Source organism: Pseudomonas sp. UBA6699 (assembly GCF_002454615.1).
GTDB lineage: Bacteria > Pseudomonadota > Gammaproteobacteria > Pseudomonadales > Pseudomonadaceae > Aquipseudomonas > Aquipseudomonas juntendi.
In genome coordinates this window covers 33,582-53,415 of the sequence record NZ_DKJF01000021.1, presented here as the reverse complement: position 1 = coordinate 53,415, position 19,834 = coordinate 33,582, and the positions used below count along the sequence as shown (strand labels likewise).

Annotated in this window: 22 protein-coding genes; 14 read left to right on the top strand and 8 right to left on the bottom strand. The window is 62.4% G+C overall.

Going from position 1 to position 19,834, the window contains the following annotated elements:
- Positions 1-3: 3 nt before the first annotated feature.
- Positions 4-939 (bottom strand): lipid A biosynthesis lauroyl acyltransferase, encoded by a 936-nt coding sequence (locus B3361_RS04230; RefSeq protein WP_009682851.1) that lies wholly within the window; start codon positions 937-939, stop codon positions 4-6.
- Positions 940-1,050: 111 nt separating this feature from the next.
- Between B3361_RS04230 and minC the strand changes: the two genes are divergently transcribed.
- The 7 genes from minC to B3361_RS04195 all read left to right on the top strand — a co-directional run bounded on the left by minC (position 1,051) and on the right by B3361_RS04195 (position 7,804).
- A complete protein-coding gene (gene minC / locus B3361_RS04225) occupies positions 1,051-1,812 on the top strand; it encodes a septum site-determining protein MinC (RefSeq protein ID WP_009682850.1) in 762 nt (253 codons plus the stop codon).
- Between the two features lie 120 nt (positions 1,813-1,932).
- Complete coding sequence (minD, locus tag B3361_RS04220) at positions 1,933-2,745, top strand: septum site-determining protein MinD (protein ID WP_003252574.1); 813 nt, start codon at positions 1,933-1,935, stop codon at positions 2,743-2,745.
- A 3-nt stretch (positions 2,746-2,748) separates the two neighbouring features.
- On the top strand, positions 2,749-3,003 hold the full coding sequence (minE, locus tag B3361_RS04215; protein WP_009682849.1) for a cell division topological specificity factor MinE: 255 nt from the start codon (positions 2,749-2,751) through the stop codon (positions 3,001-3,003).
- A 153-nt stretch (positions 3,004-3,156) separates the two neighbouring features.
- Complete coding sequence (locus B3361_RS04210; RefSeq protein WP_029885883.1) at positions 3,157-3,792, top strand: RluA family pseudouridine synthase; 636 nt, start codon at positions 3,157-3,159, stop codon at positions 3,790-3,792.
- 173 nt (positions 3,793-3,965) lie between these two features.
- Entirely contained in the window at positions 3,966-5,255 is a 1,290-nt protein-coding gene (locus B3361_RS04205) for a M18 family aminopeptidase (protein WP_029885882.1), read from the top strand.
- Between the two features lie 183 nt (positions 5,256-5,438).
- Positions 5,439-5,606 carry a hypothetical protein gene (locus tag B3361_RS04200; protein WP_009686254.1) on the top strand — a complete coding sequence of 56 codons (168 nt, stop codon included), beginning with the start codon at positions 5,439-5,441 and terminating at the stop codon, positions 5,604-5,606.
- 44 nt (positions 5,607-5,650) lie between these two features.
- Positions 5,651-7,804 carry a mechanosensitive ion channel family protein gene (locus B3361_RS04195; RefSeq protein ID WP_029885881.1) on the top strand — a complete coding sequence of 718 codons (2,154 nt, stop codon included), beginning with the start codon at positions 5,651-5,653 and terminating at the stop codon, positions 7,802-7,804.
- Between the two features lie 38 nt (positions 7,805-7,842).
- Here B3361_RS04195 and B3361_RS04190 read toward each other — a convergent pair whose 3' ends face one another.
- Entirely contained in the window at positions 7,843-8,556 is a 714-nt protein-coding gene (locus tag B3361_RS04190) for a UTRA domain-containing protein (protein ID WP_029885880.1), read from the bottom strand.
- A 315-nt stretch (positions 8,557-8,871) separates the two neighbouring features.
- Between B3361_RS04190 and B3361_RS04185 the strand changes: the two genes are divergently transcribed.
- From B3361_RS04185 to B3361_RS04160, 6 genes are all read left to right on the top strand, one after another.
- Entirely contained in the window at positions 8,872-9,936 is a 1,065-nt protein-coding gene (locus B3361_RS04185; protein ID WP_154211764.1) for an ABC transporter substrate-binding protein, read from the top strand.
- A gap of 138 nt (positions 9,937-10,074) precedes the next feature.
- A complete protein-coding gene (locus B3361_RS04180) occupies positions 10,075-10,881 on the top strand; it encodes an alkaline phosphatase family protein (protein ID WP_009686249.1) in 807 nt (268 codons plus the stop codon).
- Positions 10,860-11,708 (top strand): ABC transporter permease, encoded by an 849-nt coding sequence (locus B3361_RS04175; protein WP_054881375.1) that lies wholly within the window; start codon positions 10,860-10,862, stop codon positions 11,706-11,708. The genes B3361_RS04180 and B3361_RS04175 overlap by 22 nt, the downstream gene beginning before the upstream one ends.
- Positions 11,698-12,492 carry an ABC transporter permease gene (locus tag B3361_RS04170; RefSeq protein ID WP_029885877.1) on the top strand — a complete coding sequence of 265 codons (795 nt, stop codon included), beginning with the start codon at positions 11,698-11,700 and terminating at the stop codon, positions 12,490-12,492. The genes B3361_RS04175 and B3361_RS04170 overlap by 11 nt, the downstream gene beginning before the upstream one ends.
- Position 12,493: 1 nt before the next feature.
- Entirely contained in the window at positions 12,494-13,483 is a 990-nt protein-coding gene (locus tag B3361_RS04165) for an ABC transporter ATP-binding protein (protein WP_009686245.1), read from the top strand.
- Positions 13,484-13,497: 14 nt separating this feature from the next.
- Positions 13,498-14,151 (top strand): HAD family hydrolase, encoded by a 654-nt coding sequence (locus B3361_RS04160; RefSeq protein ID WP_029885876.1) that lies wholly within the window; start codon positions 13,498-13,500, stop codon positions 14,149-14,151.
- 106 nt (positions 14,152-14,257) lie between these two features.
- Here B3361_RS04160 and B3361_RS04155 read toward each other — a convergent pair whose 3' ends face one another.
- Positions 14,258-15,220, bottom strand: coding sequence for an NAD(P)H-quinone oxidoreductase (locus B3361_RS04155; RefSeq protein ID WP_009686243.1), 963 nt, complete (start codon positions 15,218-15,220; stop codon positions 14,258-14,260).
- A gap of 143 nt (positions 15,221-15,363) precedes the next feature.
- Here B3361_RS04155 and B3361_RS04150 point away from each other — a divergent pair, with 143 nt between their 5' ends.
- Positions 15,364-17,445: a carboxy terminal-processing peptidase gene (locus tag B3361_RS04150; RefSeq protein WP_165944151.1), complete on the top strand. Its 2,082-nt coding sequence runs from the start codon at positions 15,364-15,366 to the stop codon at positions 17,443-17,445.
- Positions 17,446-17,541: 96 nt separating this feature from the next.
- Here the strand turns inward: B3361_RS04150 and B3361_RS04145 are convergent, their stop codons facing one another.
- The 5 genes from B3361_RS04145 to B3361_RS04125 form a co-directional block, all read right to left on the bottom strand.
- On the bottom strand, positions 17,542-17,910 hold the full coding sequence (locus B3361_RS04145; RefSeq protein WP_009686241.1) for a hypothetical protein: 369 nt from the start codon (positions 17,908-17,910) through the stop codon (positions 17,542-17,544).
- Positions 17,907-18,245 (bottom strand): helix-turn-helix domain-containing protein, encoded by a 339-nt coding sequence (locus B3361_RS04140; protein WP_029885875.1) that lies wholly within the window; start codon positions 18,243-18,245, stop codon positions 17,907-17,909. Before B3361_RS04140 ends, B3361_RS04145 begins: the two co-directional genes overlap by 4 nt.
- 283 nt (positions 18,246-18,528) lie before the next feature.
- Entirely contained in the window at positions 18,529-19,146 is a 618-nt protein-coding gene (locus tag B3361_RS04135; protein ID WP_054905608.1) for a Fic/DOC family protein, read from the bottom strand.
- On the bottom strand, positions 19,143-19,313 hold the full coding sequence (locus tag B3361_RS04130) for a YhfG family protein (protein WP_009686237.1): 171 nt from the start codon (positions 19,311-19,313) through the stop codon (positions 19,143-19,145). The genes B3361_RS04135 and B3361_RS04130 overlap by 4 nt, the downstream gene beginning before the upstream one ends.
- Before the next feature lie 77 nt (positions 19,314-19,390).
- Positions 19,391-19,831 carry a YkvA family protein gene (locus B3361_RS04125; protein WP_029885873.1) on the bottom strand — a complete coding sequence of 147 codons (441 nt, stop codon included), beginning with the start codon at positions 19,829-19,831 and terminating at the stop codon, positions 19,391-19,393.
- Between the last annotated feature and the right edge of the window lie 3 nt (positions 19,832-19,834).

Here is a 19,834-nt window from a genome sequence, read left to right as displayed (position 1 = left end):
GGTTCAACGCTTTTTCTTGTCATACAGCCGCTCAGCCCCTTCGGGCCGCGACTTGAACCGGCGGTGCGCCCACAGGTACTGCTCGGGGCATTCGCGCAGCACGCTTTCGACCCACTGGTTGATGCGCAGGCAATCGGCCTCTTCGCTTTCCCCGGGGAAATCCGCCAACGGTGGGTGGATCACCAGCCGGTAGCCGCTGCCATCGTCCAGGCGTTTCTGGGTGAACGGAATGACCTGCGCCTTGCCCAGCCGGGCAAACTTGGTGGTGGCCGTGACCGTTGCGGCGGGTATGCCGAACAGCGGCACGAACAGGCTCTGCTTGGTGCCGTAGTCCTGGTCCGGCGCGTACCAGATCGCCCGGCCCGAACGCAGCAGCTTGAGCATGCCACGCACATCCTCACGTTCCACCGCCAGCGAATCGAGGTTGTGGCGCTCGCGGCCGCTGCGCTGGATGAAATCGAACAGCGCGTTACCATGCTCGCGGTACATGCCGTCGATGGTGTGCTGCTGGCCCAGCAGCGCCGCGCCGATTTCCAGGGTGGTGAAGTGCACCGCCATCAGGATGGCCCCCTGCCCCGCCTGCTGCGCGGCTTGCAGGTGCTCCAGGCCCTCGACATGGGCCAGGCGTGCCAGCCGCGCCTTGGGCCACCACCAGCTCATGGCCATTTCGAAGAAGGCGATGCCGGTGGACGCGAAGTTGGCCTTCAGCAACCGCTGCCGTTCGTCGACTGACAGCTCCGGAAAGCACAGCTCCAGGTTGCGCGCAGCAATGCGCCGGCGCTCGCCGGCAAAGTGGTACATCACCGCGCCCAGCGCGGCACCGATTTTCAACAGCACCCGGTACGGCAACTGGACTACCAGCCACAGCAGGCCCAGGCCCAGCCACAGGCCCCAGAACTTTGGGTGAAGGTAATAGCGACGAAAACGCGGGCGTTCCATTGAAGCATCCGGAAAGACAAAGGCTGCGCATTCTACAACGGATCAGCGCATGTTGCGGGCAACCGGTGTTCTCGTTATAAGTCAGGGCACTTTTTCCGCAACAAGCCGTCTATGCAGACCATGAGCCCAAACCACACACCCGACACCGCTTCCGTGTTCCAGCTCAAGGGCAGCATGCTTGCCATCACCGTACTGGAACTGGCGCGCAATGACCTTGAAGCCCTGGACCGCCAGCTGGCGGCCAAAGTCGCCCAGGCGCCGAACTTCTTCAGTAACACGCCGCTGGTGCTGGCGCTGGACAAGCTGCCTGCCGATGAAGGGGCAATCGACCTGCCCGGCTTGATGCGGATCTGCCGCCACCATGGCCTGCGTACGCTGGCCATTCGTGCCAGCCGCATCGAGGACATCGCCGCCGCCATCGCCATCGACCTGCCCGTGCTGCCGCCGTCCGGCGCCCGTGAGCGGCCGCTGGAGCCCGAACCCGAAGCGGTGAAAAAACCCGAACCCGCCCCGGTACCGCCCCCAGCCCCGGAGCCGGAGGTACGCCCGACCCGTATCATCACTTCGCCGGTACGCGGCGGCCAGCAGATCTACGCCCAAGGTGGCGATCTGATAGTCACGGCTTCGGTCAGCCCAGGTGCGGAACTTCTGGCCGATGGCAACATCCATGTGTACGGCGCCATGCGCGGCCGCGCCCTGGCCGGCATCAAAGGCAATACCAAGGCACGTATCTTCTGCCAGCAGATGACCGCCGAAATGGTCTCCATCGCTGGCCAGTACAAGGTCTGCGAAGACCTGCGCCGCGACCCGCTGTGGGGCACCGGCGTGCAAGTCAGCCTGTCTGGTGACGTGTTGAACATCACCCGTCTTTAACGGATACTTGCCAGCATTTTTAGTGCAACTTTTTTTACAGTTGCCTTTTATTTGAGCTATTAAAGCTATTTCAGTTTTTTGCAGGGACAAGTGTCCCGACTATTTTAGGGGTGAAACACCTTGGCCAAGATTCTCGTGGTTACTTCCGGCAAGGGGGGTGTGGGCAAGACCACCACCAGCGCCGCCATTGGTACCGGCCTCGCACTGCGCGGCCACAAGACCGTCATCGTCGACTTCGACGTGGGCCTGCGTAACCTCGACCTGATCATGGGCTGCGAACGCCGCGTGGTGTACGACTTCGTCAACGTGGTCAACGGCGAAGCCAACCTGCAGCAGGCCCTGATCAAGGACAAGCGCCTCGAGAACCTGTACGTGCTGGCCGCCAGCCAGACCCGTGACAAGGACGCGCTGACCCAGGAAGGCGTGGAAAAGGTACTGATGGACCTGAAAAAGGACTTCGAGTACGTGATCTGCGACTCGCCGGCCGGTATCGAGAAAGGCGCGCACCTGGCGATGTATTTCGCCGACGAAGCGATTGTCGTGACCAACCCTGAAGTGTCGTCGGTACGTGACTCGGACCGCATGCTGGGTATCCTGTCGAGCAAATCGCGCCGTTCCGAGAACGGCGAAGAGCCGATCAAGGAGCACCTGCTGATCACCCGCTACCATCCCGAGCGCGTGGTGAAGGGCGAAATGCTCAGCGTGGCCGACGTCGAAGAAATCCTGTCGATCAAACTCAAAGGCGTCATCCCGGAGTCTCAGGCTGTGCTCAAGGCTTCCAACCAGGGTATCCCGGTCATCCTCGATGACCAGAGCGACGCTGGCCAGGCCTACAGCGATGCAGTCGACCGCCTGTTGGGCAAAGAGAAGCCAATGCGCTTCATCGATGTACAGAAGAAAGGATTCTTCGAGCGCATTTTCGGGAGCAAATAAACCATGAACCTTTTTGACTTCTTTCGTGGCAGACAGAAACAGACCAGCGCGTCGGTGGCGAAAGAGCGTCTACAGATCATCGTGGCGCACGAGCGCGGCCAGCGCAGCGAGCCGGACTACCTGCCGGAGCTGCAGAAAGAACTGCTGGAAGTGATCCGCAAGTATGTGAACATCGGCAATGACGACGTGCATATCGAGCTGGAGAACCAGGGCAGCTGCTCGATTCTGGAGCTGAACATTACCTTGCCGGATCGTTGATTCGGCAAAAAAGCCGGGGCTGCGTTGCAGCCCTTTCGCGACACAAGGCCGCTCCCACAAGGGTTATGCACTCCCCTGTGGGAGCGGCCTTGTGTCGCGAAAGGGCCGCAAAGCGGCCCCGCTGTTTTCCCCTGATATAACCGAGACCGAGCAATGCCGCTGTCGAACATCCAGATCCTGCACGAAGACGCCGCCATCCTGGTGATCAACAAGCCGACGCTGCTGCTGTCGGTGCCTGGCCGCGCCGACGACAACAAGGACTGCCTGATCACCCGCCTGCAGGAAAACGGCTACCCCGACGCCCTGATCGTGCACCGCCTGGACTGGGAAACGTCGGGCATCATCCTGCTGGCCCGCGATGCCGACAGCCACCGCGAGCTGTCGCGCCAGTTCCACGACCGTGAAACCGAAAAAGCCTACACCGCGTTGTGCTGGGGGCAGCCGGCGCTGGACAGCGGCAGCATCGACCTGCCGCTGCGCTACGACCCACCGACCAAGCCCCGCCACGTGGTGGACCATGAGCAAGGCAAGCATGCCCTCACCTTCTGGCGCATCGTCGAGCGCTGTGGCGACCACTGCCGGGTGGAGCTGACCCCGATCACCGGGCGTTCACACCAGTTGCGCGTGCACATGCTGTCGATCGGGCACCCGTTGCTGGGCGATCGCCTGTATGCCAACCCGCAGGCATTGGCGGCGCATGAGCGGTTGTGCCTGCACGCCTCGATGCTGAGCTTCACCCACCCGGTTTCCGGGCAACGGCTGAAGTTCGAGTGCCCTGCACCTTTTTGAGCTGCAAGCTGCAAGCTGCAAGAAAAAGCAAAGACAGATCGCGTGGAAGCTTGCTCCGCGGACTGCCTTTGCTTGAAGCTTGTAGCTTACGACTTGTAGCTTATGGCTTGTAGCTTATGGCTTGTAGCTTATGGCTTGAAGCTTATAGCTTGAAGCTCGAATTGGAGTGAGTTATGCGCGATGCACTGAATTCTGGCCTTATCGACTTTCTCAAGGCCTCCCCCACGCCCTTCCATGCCACCGCCAGCCTGGCCCAACGCCTGGAGGCAGCCGGTTACCAGCGCCTGGACGAGCGTGATAGCTGGGCCACGGTGCCGGGCGGGCGCTACTACGTTACCCGCAACGATTCATCGATCATCGCCATCAAGTTGGGCAAGCAAGCCCCGCTACACCACGGTATCCGCATGGTCGGCGCGCATACCGACAGCCCTTGCCTGCGGGTCAAGCCGCAGCCCGAGCTGCAGCGCCAGGGCTTTTTGCAACTGGGCGTAGAAGTGTATGGCGGCGCCCTGCTGGCGCCGTGGTTCGACCGCGACCTGTCGCTGGCCGGGCGGGTCACCTACCGCCGTGATGGCAAGGTCGAAAGCCAACTGATCGACTTCAAACTGCCCATTGCCATCATCCCCAACCTGGCCATCCACCTGAACCGCACCGCCAATGAGGGCTGGGCGATCAACCCGCAGAACGAACTGCCGCCGATTCTGGCCCAGGTGGCCGGTGACGAACGCATCGACTTCCGCGCCCTGCTCACCGAGCAACTGGCCCGTGAACACGAGCTGATCGCCGACGTGGTGCTGGACTACGAACTGAGCTTCTACGACACCCAGCAGGCCGCCCTGGTCGGCCTGAACGGCGACTTCATCGCCGCGGCCCGCCTGGATAACCTGCTGTCGTGCTACGCCGGCCTGCAGGCACTGCTGGCCGCCGACAGCGACGAAACCTGCGTGCTGGTGTGCACCGACCATGAAGAGGTCGGTAGCTGCTCGGCCTGCGGCGCCGATGGCCCGATGCTGGAGCAGACCCTGCAACGCCTGCTGCCCGACGGCGACACCTACGTGCGCACCCTCCAGCGTTCGCTGATGGTATCGGCCGACAACGCCCACGGCGTACACCCCAACTATGCCGACAAGCACGACGGCAACCATGGGCCCAAACTCAACGCCGGGCCAGTGATCAAGGTGAACAACAACCAGCGTTACGCCACCAACAGCGAAACCGCTGGGTTCTTCCGCCACCTGTGCATGGCCGAAGAAGTGCCCGTGCAGAGCTTCGTGGTACGCAGCGACATGGGCTGTGGCTCGACCATCGGGCCGATCACGGCCAGCCACCTGGGTGTGCGCACCGTGGATATCGGTTTGCCGACCTTTGCCATGCACTCGATTCGCGAGCTGTGTGGTAGCCATGACCTGGCGCACCTGGTGAAGGTGCTGACAGCGTTCTACCGGTGCCGCGAGCTGCCTTGAGCTAGGCAGGTCTGGCCCTATCGCCGGCAAGCCACACAGGTACTGCACAACCTTCAGGGCTGGCGCTTTCCCTGTGGGAGCCGGCTTGCCGGCGATAGGGCCTGGCCTGCTCAAGGTCAATCCCGCTTCGCTTGCCACCCGCTATGCTTGTTACATGGCCCCACTGCAAAAGGATTGCTGTCCATGTCCCCGTTTTTGTCCCTGTTCGTGCCGGTTTTTCTGTTCCTGCTGTTGCTGACCGTTGGCTTCAGCATGCGCGAACGCAGTATCGGTGTGCTGATGATGTGGATCGGCACCTTGGGCATCTTTGGCCTTACCTGCTGGAAGATCCTCGAGAAACTGCCGACATAAACCTCTACACTCGGGCAATCGTTTGACCTGAGGTAGATTTGCCAGTGCCTGCCCTTCTGCGTTTCCTGTTCCTACTGTTCTTGCTGTTCATCACCCCGGTGCAGGCAGCGGGCCTGCCCAGCCTGCTGGGCAGCAGCGCGCCCGCGCAGCCGGAGGCCACCGAGCCACTGGGCGAGTCGCTGGACGAGGTGATCAAGAACCTCGAGAACGACCAGCAACGGGCCAAGCTGCTGGCCGACCTGAAAAAACTGCGCGATGCCACCCGGCAAACTCAGCCCAGTGTCGAGCAAGGTGTGCTCGGCCTGATCGGCGGTGCGCTGAGTGACTTCGAAAAACAGTTCAGCGGCGATGCCAGCCCGTTCCACCGCTGGGCGGCGGAAATCGAACAGGCCCAGGTCGAGCTGACCGAGCTGATGGTGCCGGTGCACCAGTGGCCGGCCATCCTGTTCGGCTTTGCCGCGGTGATTGCCGTGTGGAGCCTGCTGGCCTACTTCTTCAACTGGGTCGGCCACCGCATACGCCTGCGGTTTGGGCTGAGTGAAGAACTGCCGCAACACCCACGCACCTGGGACCTGGTGCGCTTTGCCTTGCGCAAGCTGGGCCCCTGGCTGGTGGCGCTGGTGTTCACCGTGTACCTGAGCTTCGTGCTGCCGCCGTCACTGGGCAAATCGCTGGCCATGGTGCTGGCCTACGCGCTGGTGGTGGGCACCTGCTTCTCGGCGGTGTGCGTCATCGCCTTTTCGCTGCTCGACGGCCCGCACCGCCACCGCGCCCTGCATATCCTGCGGCACCAGGCGTTCCGGCCGCTGTGGCTGATCGGCAGCTTCGCCGCCTTTGGCGAGGCCATGAGCGACCCGCGCCTGCTGGTGGCATTGGGTACCCACCTGGCACATGCGCTGGCAACCCTGGCCAATGTGATTGCCGCCCTGTGTACCGGGCTGTTCATCCTGCGCTTCCGCCGGCCGATCGCCCACCTGATCCGCAACCAGCCGCTGTCCCGGCGCCTGACGCGGCGCACGCTCAGCGACACCATCGAGATCCTTGGCAGCTTCTGGTTCATTCCCGCACTGATCCTGGTGGCGATTTCACTGTTCGCCACCTTCGTTTCTGCCGGTGACACCAGCACCGCGCTGCGCCAGTCACTGATGTGCACGGTGCTGGTGGTGGTGTGCATGGTGCTCAATGGCCTGGTGCGGCGGCATGCAGCCAACCCCAAGCGGGCGGCCAAGCGCCAGGCGGTGTATGCCGAGCGCCTGCGCAACTTTGGCTACCTGCTGGTGCACATCCTCATCTGGCTGCTGTTCATCGAGCTGGGCTTGCGCGTGTGGGGCCTGTCGATGATCACCTTCGCCGAGGGCGACGGTCACGACATCAGCGTGCGCCTGCTGGGGCTGGCCGGCACGCTGATCGTCGCCTGGCTGGTGTGGATCCTGGCCGACACCGCCGTGCACCATGCCTTGGTACGTTCGCGCCGGGGGCTGGCCAATGCCCGCGCGCAAACCATGATGCCGTTGATCCGCAACGTGATGTTCGTGGTCATCTTCATCATTGCCGTAATCGTGGCCCTGGCCAACATGGGCATGAACGTCACCCCGCTGCTGGCCGGTGCCGGCGTGATCGGCCTGGCCATCGGCTTTGGCGCGCAGTCGCTGGTGGCCGACCTGATCACCGGGCTGTTCATCATCATCGAAGACTCGCTGGCCATCGACGACTACGTGGATGTCGGCGGCCACCTGGGCACCGTCGAGGGGCTGACCATCCGCACCGTGCGCCTGCGCGATATCGACGGCATCGTGCACACCATTCCGTTCAGCGAAATCAAGAGCATCAAGAACTACTCGCGGGAGTTCGGCTACGCGATCTTCCGGGTGGCGATCCCGCACAGCATGAACATTGACCAGGCCATCACGCTGATTCGCGAAGTCGGGCAAAAACTGCGCAACGACCCACTGATGCGCCGCAATATCTGGTCGCCGCTGGAGCTGCAGGGCGTGGAAAGCTTCGAGTCGGGTTCGGCGGTGTTGCGAGCACGGTTCAAGACCGCGCCGATCAAGCAGTGGGAAGTGTCGCGGGCGTTCAACCTGGCGCTGAAGCGGCAGCTGGACGAGGCCGGGCTGGATCTAGCGACGCCACGGTTGTCGGTGCAGGTGGTGACCGCCGGGGGTGGTGGGATGGCGGAAACCGGTTCCTCCAGTTAGCGCCTTTTCGCGGGCTTGCCCGCGAAGCAGCCAACACCCTAGCCCGCCTGGGCACGAATACGAATGGCATCATGCCGCCAATACTCCAGGTCACAGTCGATCAGGTGCCCATACTGGTCGCTGTTGACCCGGGTAATGTGCAGCCCCGGGCTCCCCGCCGATACTTTTAACGCCCCCGCCGCTTCGACCGGCAATGCCGTTGGCAGGATCTCGAAACACACCTGCCCATACTCGATGCCATACACCCGCCCATAGATCTCGGTCAGCGACTGCGCCAGGTCGTGCTCGAGGATGTCCGGAAAATACCGGGGGGCGAGGTAGTGCTCGGCATACAACACTGCCCGCCCATCAATGCGCCGCAATCGGCAGATGCGCACCACACTGGACAACGCCGGCATCTGCAGGCGTGCGCAGATGGCTGCCGGGGCTGGCTGCAGCCGCGCCGACAGCAGCTCGGTGCTGGCCACGCGCCCTTGGGCGCGCACCATGGCATGGAAGTGGCTGCGTTCGATCAGGTCGTAGGTCAGGCGCTGCGGCGCCACAAACCAGCCGCGCCGCTCTTCGCGGTAGATCAGGCCCTGGGCTTCCAGCTGCACCAGCGCTTCACGCAGGGTAATGCGCGTGGTGCCGAACAGCTCGCTCAGCCGGCGCTCGGCCGGCAACTTGCCGCCCGGCTCCAGCAAGCCGTGCTCGATCTGCTCCTGCAGGGCATGGCAGATGGCTGTTACCGCACGCGGGGGCGTCGACTGCATCAAAAGGTTACCTATCTGGACTAGTCCAGCCCCACAAAGGGGCCTGTGAAGATTAGTGCAGCCTAGGCAGGGCTGATGAATATCCTGTGACAAGCGCCTGCCGCGACCCTTGCCAGAAACGCGCCAAGGCCGCCCGACCGGTTGAATTCCGTGGTCTACGCTTTAGTCGCAGGGCCGTTGCCGGTGTACCCCTACATCAAATTGTCACGCAAGCGGCCTACCTTGGCTCAAGGTTTGCTGACCTAGACCAACGGTCCAGAACACCCCTCACTCCTAACAACGATCGCTACAGGCACCCATACCAAGGAGCTTCGGATGAAAAAGTTGTTCATGGCGTCACTGCTCGGTTCGGCCATTACCCTGTGCACCTCGGCGCTGGCCGCCGGCCCTGACCTCAAGGCGCTGGAAGACGCCGCCCGCAAGGAAGGCACCGTCAACAGCGTGGGCATGCCCGATGCCTGGGCCAACTGGAAAGGCACCTGGGAAGACCTGGCCAGCAAATATGGCCTCAAGCACAGCGACACCGACATGAGCTCGGCGCAGGAGCTGGCCAAGTTCGAGGCCGAGAAAGACAACGCCAGCGCCGATATCGGTGACGTGGGCGCCGCCTTCGGCCCGATTGCAGTGGCCAAGGGTGTCAGCCAACCGTACAAGCCCAGCACCTGGGACCAGGTGCCGGCATGGGCCAAGGATGAAGATGGCCACTGGGCACTGGCCTATACCGGCACCATCGCCTTCATCATCAACAAGGATCTGGTCAAGGAAGGCGAACGCCCGAAAACCTGGCACGACCTGGAGAAAGGCAAGTACAAGGTCGCTATCGGTGACGTCGGCACCGCTGCCCAGGCGGCCAACGGCGTGTTGGCCGCGGCCATCGCCTACAAAGGCAGTGAAAGCAACATCGAACCCGGCCTGCAACTGTTCACCAAGCTGGCCCAGCAGAAGCGCCTGTCCCTGGCGAACCCGACCATCCAGACCCTTGAAAAGGGTGAAGTTGAAGTGGGCGTGGTATGGGACTTCAACGGCCTGAGCTACCGCGAGCAGATCGACCCCAAGCGTTTTGAAGTGCTGATCCCGGCCGACGGCTCGGTGATTTCCGGCTATACCACCGTCATCAACAAATACGCCAAGCACCCCAACGCTGCCAAGCTGACCCGTGAATACATCTTCAGCGACGCCGGGCAGATCAACCTGGCCAAGGGGCATGCACGGCCGATCCGAGCCGAGCACATGAAGTTGCCGGAAGACGTGCAGGCCAAACTGCTGCCCAATGAGCAGTACAGTGCGGCGCAGCCGATCAAGAATGCCGAAGCCTGGGAAACGACCTCGAAGAAGCTGCCGCAATTGTGGCAGGAGCAGGTGATCATCGAGATGGAATGAAGAAGCTTCAAGTAGCAAGCTGCAAGCTACAAGTGGAAGCCGGTGAGCGCCATGCCGGCTTCTTCTTGCAGCTTGTAGCTTGCAACTTTCAGCTTTCAGCTTTCAGCTAGAACCGCCTGCAGCTCATTGGGAGCCACCATGCAACACAACGTCATCCTGGTCCTGCTCGACGGCCTCAACTACCAGGTTGCCCACCATGCCATGGGCCACCTGCACGCTTATGTCGAGGCCGACCGCGCCGCGCTGTACCGCGTGGAATGCGAATTGCCATCGCTGTCACGGCCGTTGTACGAATGCATCCTCACCGGCGTAGCGCCCATCGACAGCGGTATCGTGCACAACGGCGTCAACCGCCTGTCCAACCAACGCAGCGTGTTCCACTACGCGCGTGAGGCCAACCTGGGCACGGCGGCAGCGGCCTATCACTGGATGAGCGAACTGTACAACCGCTCGCCTTTCGACCCGCAGCGCGACCGCCATACCCACGCCCCGAAGCTGCCGATCCAGCACGGGCTGTTCTATTGGGACGACCGTTACCCGGACTCACACCTGCTGGCCGACGGCGAGTACCTGCGCCGGCGGCACGCCCCGAACTTTCTGCTGTTGCACCCCATGAGCATCGATGATGTCGGCCACCACCATGGCCTGGACAGCAGCCAGTACCGCAATGCCGCGCGCAGCGTGGACATCCTGCTGGCCGACTACCTGCCAGGCTGGCTCGAAGAGGGCTACCAGGTACTGGTCACTGCCGACCACGGCATGAACAACGACCGCTCGCACAATGGCTTGCTCACCGAGGAACGCGAAGTGCCGCTGTTCGTCTTTGGCGAAGCCTTCAGCCTTGACCCGGCCGCCAAGCCACAGCAGACCGAGCTATGCGGCACCATCTGCGAGCTGCTGGGCGTGGCGCACGACAAAACGGTATGCAGGGAGTTGCTCAAGTGAACCGCAGCCGCTACCTGGCCTTGCTGTGCCTACTGCCGTTCGCGGTGTTCTTCGTCATCTTCCAGATCGCCCCGCTGGCCTGGGTGGCGATCAACAGCTTGCAATCGGAGGCTGGCTGGGGCCTGGCCAACTTCAGCAAGGTGTTCACCTCGAAGTTCTACCTGCAGGCGTTGCAACGCAGCCTGGAGATCAGCTTCTGGTCGAGCCTGTTCGGTATCGTCATCGCTACCCTCGGTGCCTATTCGCTGCGCCAGGTAGACTCGAGGCTGCGCGACTTCGTCAGCGCTTTCGCCAACATGACCAGCAACTTCGCCGGGGTGCCGCTGGCCTTTGCCTTCATCATCCTGCTCGGTTTCAACGGCGCACTGACCCTGCTGCTGAAGCAGATCGGCCTGCTGGAAGACTTCAGCATCTATTCCAGAAACGGCCTGATCCTGGTGTACACCTACTTCCAGATCCCGCTGGGCGTGCTGCTGCTGTACCCGGCATTCGACGCACTGCGCGAAGACTGGCGTGAATCGGCGGCACTGCTGGGCGCCAGCCACTGGCAGTTCTGGCGGCACATCGGCCTGCCGGTGCTGACCCCGGCCCTGCTGGGCACCTTCGTCATCCTGCTGGCCAATGCCCTTGGCGCGTACGCCACCGTGTACGCGCTGACCACTGGCAACTTCAACGTACTGCCGATCCGCATCGCTGGCCTGGTGGCCGGTGACATCAGCCTCGACCCCAACCTGGCCAGCGCGCTGGCAATGGTTCTGGTAGGGCTGATGACGCTGGTCACGGTGGTGCATCAATGGCTACTGAAACGGAGCTACCATGCGCGCTGAAACCCGTGCCGGCGGCTGGTACCACCGCGCCGTGGTGTACCTGCTGTTCCTGATTCTGCTGTTGCCCCTGGCCGGCACCCTGCTCTACTCGCTGGCTACCAGTTGGTCGGCCAGCCTGCTGCCCAGCGGCCTGACGTTCAAGTGGTACATCGCGCTGTGGAGCGAACCCCGCTTCCTGGCGGCGTTCGGCCAGTCGCTGCTGGTCTGCGTGGGGGCGCTGCTGCTGTCGGTGGTACTGATCCTGCCCTTGTTGTTCGTGGTCCACTACCACTTCCCCAGGCTCGACGGGCTGATGAACATCCTGATCCTGCTGCCCTTCGCGGTACCGCCGGTGGTGTCGTCGGTAGGGCTGCTGCAGCTGTACGGCAGCGGGCCGATGGCCATGGTCGGCACGCCGTGGATCCTGATCGGCTGCTACTTCACCATCGCCCTGCCGTTCATGTACCGGGCGATCACCAACAACCTGCAGGCCATTCACCTGCACGACCTGATGGACGCAGCCCAGCTGCTGGGCGCCAGCACCTGGCAAGCCGCACTGCTGGTGGTGCTGCCAAACCTGCGCAAGGGCCTGATGGTGGCGCTGCTGCTGTCGTTCTCGTTCCTGTTCGGGGAGTTCGTGTTCGCCAACCTGCTGGTCGGCACCCGCTACGAGACCCTGCAGGTGTACCTGAACAACATGCGCAACAGCAGCGGCCACTTCAACAGCGCGCTGGTGATTTCCTACTTCGCCTTCGTGCTGGTACTGACCTGGGTTGCCAACTGCCTGAACAAGGACAAGACCTGACATGAGCTTCGTCAGCGTACAGCAATTACACAAGCGCTATGCCGGCAACCCGGTTTTCGAGAACATCGACTGCCACATCGAGCGCGGCGAATTCGTCACCCTGCTCGGCCCCTCCGGGTGCGGCAAGTCCACGCTGCTGCGTTGCATCGCCGGGCTCACCCCGGTGGACCGCGGGCAGATCCTGCTGGACGGCCACGACATCGTGCCGCTGAGCCCGCAGCAACGCGGCATCGGCATGGTGTTCCAGAGCTACGCGCTGTTCCCCAACATGACCGTGGAGCAGAACGTTGCCTTTGGCCTGCGCATGCAGAAGGTCAAGGCCGAGGAATGCCAGCGGCGCGTGCGCGAGGCACTGGACCTGGTCGAGCTGGGCACCTTTGCCGGGCGCTACCCGCACCAGCTGTCGGGCGGCCAGTGCCAGCGCGTGGCCTTGGCCCGCTCGCTGGTCACCCGGCCACGCCTGTTGCTGCTCGACGAGCCGCTGTCGGCACTGGATGCACGTATCCGCAAGCACCTGCGCGAGCAAATTCGCGCGATCCAGCGCGAACTGGGGCTGACGACCATCTTCGTCACCCACGACCAGGAAGAGGCGCTGACCATGTCTGACCGTATCTTCCTGATGAACCAGGGGCGCATTGTGCAAAGCGGCGATGCCGAAACCCTTTACACTGCGCCGGTGGACCTGTTTGCCGCAGGCTTTATCGGCAACTACAACCTGCTTGACGCCGACAGCGCCAGCCGCCTGCTGCAACGCCCGATAGCCTGCCGCCTGGCGATCCGCCCGGAATCCATCACCTTGGGCCTGGCGGGTGAGCGCGACGCCGAGGTACGCAGCCATAGCCTGCTGGGCAACGTGATCCGCTACCGCGTTCAAGTGCGTGGCGTGGAACTGGTGGTCGACGTACTCAACCGCTCACCGGCCGACCTGCATGCAGACGGGCAACGGGTGAGCCTGTCGATCGACCCCACGGCGCTACGCGAAGTGGCCTAAGGAGATGCAACACGATGGCATTGGCAATTTTCGATCTGGACGAAACCCTGATCCACGGCGACTGCGCGTCGCTGTGGAGTGAACAGATGGCCCGGTTGGGCTGGGTCGATGGCAAGGAATTCCTGCGCCGCGACCATGAGCTGATGGAAGCGTACGGCAAAGGCCACCTGCAGATGGAGGACTACATGGCCTTCAGCCTGGAGCCGATAGCCGGGCGCACCCTGGAGGAAGTCGAGCATTTGGTGGAGCCGTGGGTTGAAGAGGTGATCGAACCGATCATCTACGGCGACGCCTGCCGCTGCATTGCCGAGCACCGCAAGCGCGGCGATCGCATTCTGATCATTTCCGCTTCGGGCACGCACCTGGTGGGGCCGATTGCGGCGCGCCTGGGCGTGGACGAATACCTGGCGATCGAGCTGGAGGCGGTGAACGGGGTGTATACCGGCAACACCCATGGGGTACTGACCTACCGCGAGGGCAAGATTACCCGGCTGTTGGAATGGCTGGACCAGGAGCAGGAGAACCTGGAGGGGGCGAGCTTCTATTCCGATTCGAGGAATGACCTGCCGTTGTTGTTGAAGGTGGATCACCCGTATGCGGTGAACCCGGATGGGGTGTTGCGCGAGCACGCCGAGAAGAATGGCTGGCCTGTCTTGAGTTGGACTTGAGGGACATGGGGGCGCTTCGCGACACAAGGCCGCGCCTACAGGCAAATGCAACCTCCTGTAGGAGCGGCCTTGTGTCGCGATGGGCTGCTCAGCAGCCCCGGCAACCTCAAGCCAGGCTCGGGTCGATCACCATCACCAACTTGCCCGACACCTGGTTGGTCTCCAGCTCGGCATACGCCGCCTGGGCGAACTCCACAGGGTAGGTATCGACCAGTTGCGGCGACAGGCGCCCTTCGCTGAACAGCGGCCACACCTGCTGCTGCAACTCGCGCAGCAGCTCGGCCTTGAAGCTGTCATCACGGTTGCGCAGGGTAGAACCGGTGATCCCCAGGCGCTTGCCCAGTACCTGAGCCAGGTCCAGCTCGAACGTGCGGCCGCCCATCAGGCCGATGATCACCCAGCGCCCGTCACGGGCCAGCAGTTTGAGGTTGAGTTCACCATAGCTGGCCCCCACCGGGTCGAGAATCACGTCGAACGGGCCCAGACCTTCCAGCGCGTCGAGGTTCTGGTTACGCACCACGCCACCTGCTGCGCCCAAGGCCTGGCAATAGGCCAGGCGGTCCGCCGAGCCGACGCTGACCCAGACCGGGCTGCCAAAGGCCTTGCACAGCTGAATGGCTGCCGAGCCGACGCCGCTGGCACCGGCGTGCACCAGGACCTTCTCGCCCGCCTTCAGCGCACCAAGCTGGAAGATGTTCAGCCAGGCAGTGGCGTACACCTCCGGCAGTGCAGCGGCTTCATGCAGGCCAAGGCCTTCGGGCACCGGCAGTACGTGGCGGGCGTCGACCACCACTTCCTCGGCCATGGCACCGCTGGCCAGCAGCGCGCAGACCCGATCACCCACGCGCCAGGCTGCGCCAGCGCCCACTTCTTCGACCACCCCGGAGCACTCCAGCCCCATGTACGGGCTGGCACCTGGCGGCGGTGGGTACAAACCTTTCATCTGCAGCAAATCGGCGCGGTTCAACCCCGCCGCAGCCACGCGGATGCGCACTTGGCCCGCGTCACAGGTCGGGCGTTCGGCCTCGACCCAGGTCACATGTCCGTCAACGCCTTGCAATGCCTTCACAGTGCCTCCATAGTTGAATCATATGACCGAGCCTGGGATCGTTGTGCCCAGGCTTTTTGCAGTATGCGCCCGGCTCTTTTGGAACCGGCGAACGGAAAAGACGGCCTACTATGCGTGATCAATTGCCCCCACGTCGAATCAGCATGAAGCATTTCCTCCCAAGCACCGCCCTGGCCATGATGATCGGCCTGGGCAGCCTCGCGCTCGGCGGCAATGCAGCGGCCGCCAACAAATGGGACAGCCTGCAACCCGACCGCGACGAGATTGTCGCCAGCCTCAATGTGGTGGAGTTGCTCAAGCGCCACCATTACAGCAAGCCGCCACTGGATGACGCCCGTTCGGTCATCATCTATGACAGCTACATCAAGCTGCTGGATCCGGCGCGCAGCTACTTCACCGCGGCCGATATCGCCGAATTCGACAAGTGGAAAACGCAATTCGACGATTTCCTCAAAAGCGGCAACCTCGACCCGGGCTTCACCATCTACAAGCGCTACCTCGACCGCGTCAAGCAACGCCTGGACTTCGCCCTGGCCGAGCTGAACAAGGGCGTGGACAAAATGGACTTCACCACCAAGGAAACCTTGCTGATCGACCGCAAGGACGCGCCATGGCTGAAGGACCAGGCTGCGCTTGACGACCTGTGGCGCAAACGCGTGAAAGACGAAGTGCTGCGCCAGAAGATCGCCGGCAAAGAGCCCAAGCAGATCCAGGAAACCCTGACCAAGCGCTACAAGAACCAGCTGGCGCGCCTGGACCAGACCCGTGCCGAAGATATCTTCCAGGCCTACATCAACACCTTCGCCCAGTCCTACGACCCGCATACCAACTACCTGTCGCCAGACAACGCGGAAAACTTCGACATCAACATGAGCCTGTCGCTGGAAGGTATCGGCGCAGTGCTGCAAAGCGACAACGACCAGGTCAAGATCGTGCGCCTGGTGCCGGCCGGCCCGGCAGCCAAGACCAAGCAGGTGGCACCGGCAGACAAGATCATCGGTGTCGCCCAGGGCAACAAGGAAATGGTCGACGTGGTCGGCTGGCGCCTGGATGAAGTGGTCAAGCTGATCCGCGGCCCGAAAGGCTCGGTGGTGCGCCTGGAAGTCATCCCGGCCAGCAACGCGCCGAGCGACCAGACCAGCAAGATCGTGTCGATCACCCGCGAGGCGGTGAAGCTGGAAGAGCAGGCGGCGAAGAAGTCTGTGCTCAAGCTCAAGCAGGACGGGCGTGACTACAAGCTGGGCATCATCGAGATCCCGGCCTTCTACCTGGACTTCAAGGCCTATCGCGCCGGCGACCCGGAGTACAAGAGCACCACGCGTGACGTGAAGAAACTGCTCACCGAGCTGCAGAAAGAGAAAGTCGACGGCGTGGTCATCGACCTGCGCAACAACGGCGGCGGCTCGTTGCAGGAAGCCACCGAACTGACCAGCCTGTTCATCGAGAAAGGGCCGACGGTGCTGGTGCGCAACAGCGATGGCCGGGTCGACGTGCTGGAAGACGAAAACCCCGGTGCCTTCTACAAAGGGCCGCTGGCGCTGCTGGTCAACCGCCTCTCGGCTTCGGCCTCGGAGATTTTCGCCGGTGCCATGCAGGACTACCACCGCGCGTTGATCATTGGCGGCCAGACCTTCGGCAAGGGCACCGTGCAGACCATCCAGCCGCTCAACCATGGCGAGCTGAAGCTGACACTGGCGAAGTTCTACCGGGTATCCGGGCAGAGCACCCAGCATCAGGGCGTACTGCCGGACATCGACTACCCATCGATCATCGACACCAAGGAAATCGGCGAAAGCGCCCTGCCCGAGGCCATGCCTTGGGACACCATTCGCCCGGTGGTCAAGCCCGCTGCCGACCCGTTCAAACCGTTCCTGGCGCAGCTCAAGGCCCAGCATGAGGCACGTAGCGACAAGGATGCCGAGTTCACCTACATCCGCGACCGCCTGGCCCTGACCCAGAAGCTGATGAACGAGAAAACCGTCAGCCTCAACGAGCAGGACCGCCGTGCCCGCCACGACGAGATCGAGGCGAAACAACTGGCGCTGGAAAACACCCGCCGCAAGGCCAAAGGTGAAGAACCGCTCAAAGAGCTGAAGAAAGAGGACGAAGACGCGCTGCCGGCCGAGGATGAAAACACCAAGCCGGAAGACGACGCCTACCTGGCAGAAACCGGTCGCATCCTGATCGACTACCTCAGCGCCAGCAGCAAAGTGGCCAAGAAGTAAGGCCGCTGGCTGTCGCGACACAACTAGGGCCGGGCATGCAAATGCCCGGCCCTTTCATTTCATGCCTGCCTGGATAAAACCCGGTGCAGCTGGCGATCAGGCGCTTTCGGGGTAGCTGTATTCGAACACCCGCACCACTTCGGAAGCATGCCACGACGCGGCCTCCATACCGTCGATCGGGCCGGAAAAGCGCCCCAGGCGCTCTACGCATTCGAAAAAGCCGGTACGCGGCAAGCGGCTGGCGCCCTGGCTGATGACCAACGAACTGCGTAGCGGTTGCTCGGCACGCGCGTCCAGCACCGCCAGGTATTCCAGCGCAGCGGTGAGTGTCTGCATGGCCGGGCTGGGCAATTGCAAGCGCTCGATCAGCGCTCTGTAAGTCAGCAAGTGACGTTGACGGCGGGCCAGGTCAAGCTCGCCCAGCAGGTTGTCCCAATGCTGACGGCTGATCCTGACCTGGCTCATGATGGCTCGCTCCAGCCTGCGACCCCCAGGTGCCAGGCCAGAGCACGGCGGATGGCGGCATCCGGGTGGCGTTCGCCGGATTCGATCATGGCCAGGTAGGCCGGGCTGACCCCAACATTGCGCGCCAGTTGCTCAGGCGCGATGCCCTTGGCCTGGCGGATCTGTGCAACTTCACTGAACGCCGGCAGCGCTGCAACGGCTGCGGCGGGAGCCGGCTCGCTGGCACCGGCCTCGGCAGGTGCCTGCCCTGCAGCCTGCAGCAGCGCCTGGTACTGCTCCCAGGGAACCACGGCGTACTCGGGCTGACCGTCGCGGCTGATGACCTGAATACCCATTACAAACCCCTTCAACAAGGATTACAGCATGCAATCCATACGGCCTATCTGGGGGAGCCGGCATAGGCGTTGCAATACAGCGCGGCAACCCTGCCCTCTCATCCAACCGGATGACAGCCAATAGCGAACGGCAATCGGGCTGCTCCCCTTCTGTTATATCTCATTGTAAGAGATTTCCAGCAGGCGTGCTCGAGAGCGGACATCGTCAGACGAGGTCGGCCCCCAATGAATGTCACCGCCAGTTTGCAATCGCTGAAGCACCCACAGAATCAGAGAACAAGTATCAAGATGGATCGTTGGCTTCCCTGATCGGAGCGCCGATACATTGATTGAAGACGAGCTCCAAAGCCTGGTCATTGCCCTGAAAAGACTCGATATTCGCCGCTACCCACTGCTCCTGGCCAACCCGTCCCCAGGTAATCTCGAAACCAGCGTTCACGACTAGCCATTCAAACAGAACACGCTGAGCCCGACCATTACCTTCACGGAAGGGATGAGCGACATTCAATGTTCCATACGATTGAGCAACGGAAACCACGAGCGAATCACGAGAGTAGCCTTCAAACCAGCCCGCCCGCGCCATTCTGGAAAACTCTTTCGCTACCTCTGGCTCGATACGGTCCGGTACACAGAAGTGGCTATGGCCCTTGCTGATCTTTACGGATCGAGTTTCTCCAGCCCAACTGTAGATACTTGAAAACATACAGCGGTGAATTCGTTTTAATGTACCTAGATCGTATGGAGGCTCTTCGAACTCCAGCTGCGATGCCGCTACCTGGGTGAGGTAACGCTCAGCTTCCGTCAGATCCTCTGCATTGCGCAGATTGAGAAGGTTCTTCAGGACGTCCGTGTCAGGGTAGCAATCAGGGTCTTGATAGACCCCATACTTGTCGACACTCAAGCCTTGAGTTGCCGCACGGCTTCGCGTGCAGCAGCACGGGCAGGCAACTTCGCTTTGCCGTCGTCTGGCGGCACGATAAAGCCTTCAAGGCGCAGGCTGTTTTCGAAATTCGCAGTGCGATGCTTGGCGAACCACGCTTTTTTGGCGTGCAGGCTTAGCTTGTCCATGGACGAGTCTCTAATGTCTGTAGGTGTCATTGTAGCCGACAGACTCCAAGCCAGGCCAGCTACCCAAAAGTTCGGTTTTACCGGGTATTGCGCTCCAGGCGCAGTGCTTCCGGTGTCGCGGGCAGCCGCTCGACCACGCGTAGCCGCTCGGGTGCCTGGCTGTCGCGCCAGGCCCTGAAGCGGGCCAGTTCGTCGGCCACGGTTTTCAGTACCCAGCCCAGCACTGCGATGTCGTCGAGGAACCCGACGCCCAGCAACCAGTCGGGGATAGCGTCGATGGGGCTGACGAAATACAGCAGGCCAGCGACGATGGTCACCAGCGCCTTGGGGCTGATGGCGCGGTATTCGCCGCGCCACCATGCCAGGCACAGCGACTGCAGCAATTTCACGTCGTCACGCAACTGGCCAAGGCGTGGGCCTTTGCGCGCCACGGCGAACAGCAAGGCCGGCAACCGGCCGCGGCTAAGCAGGCGCTCGGCCAAGGGCAGGAAACGGGCGAAATTCCAGGGTGCGCTCATGGA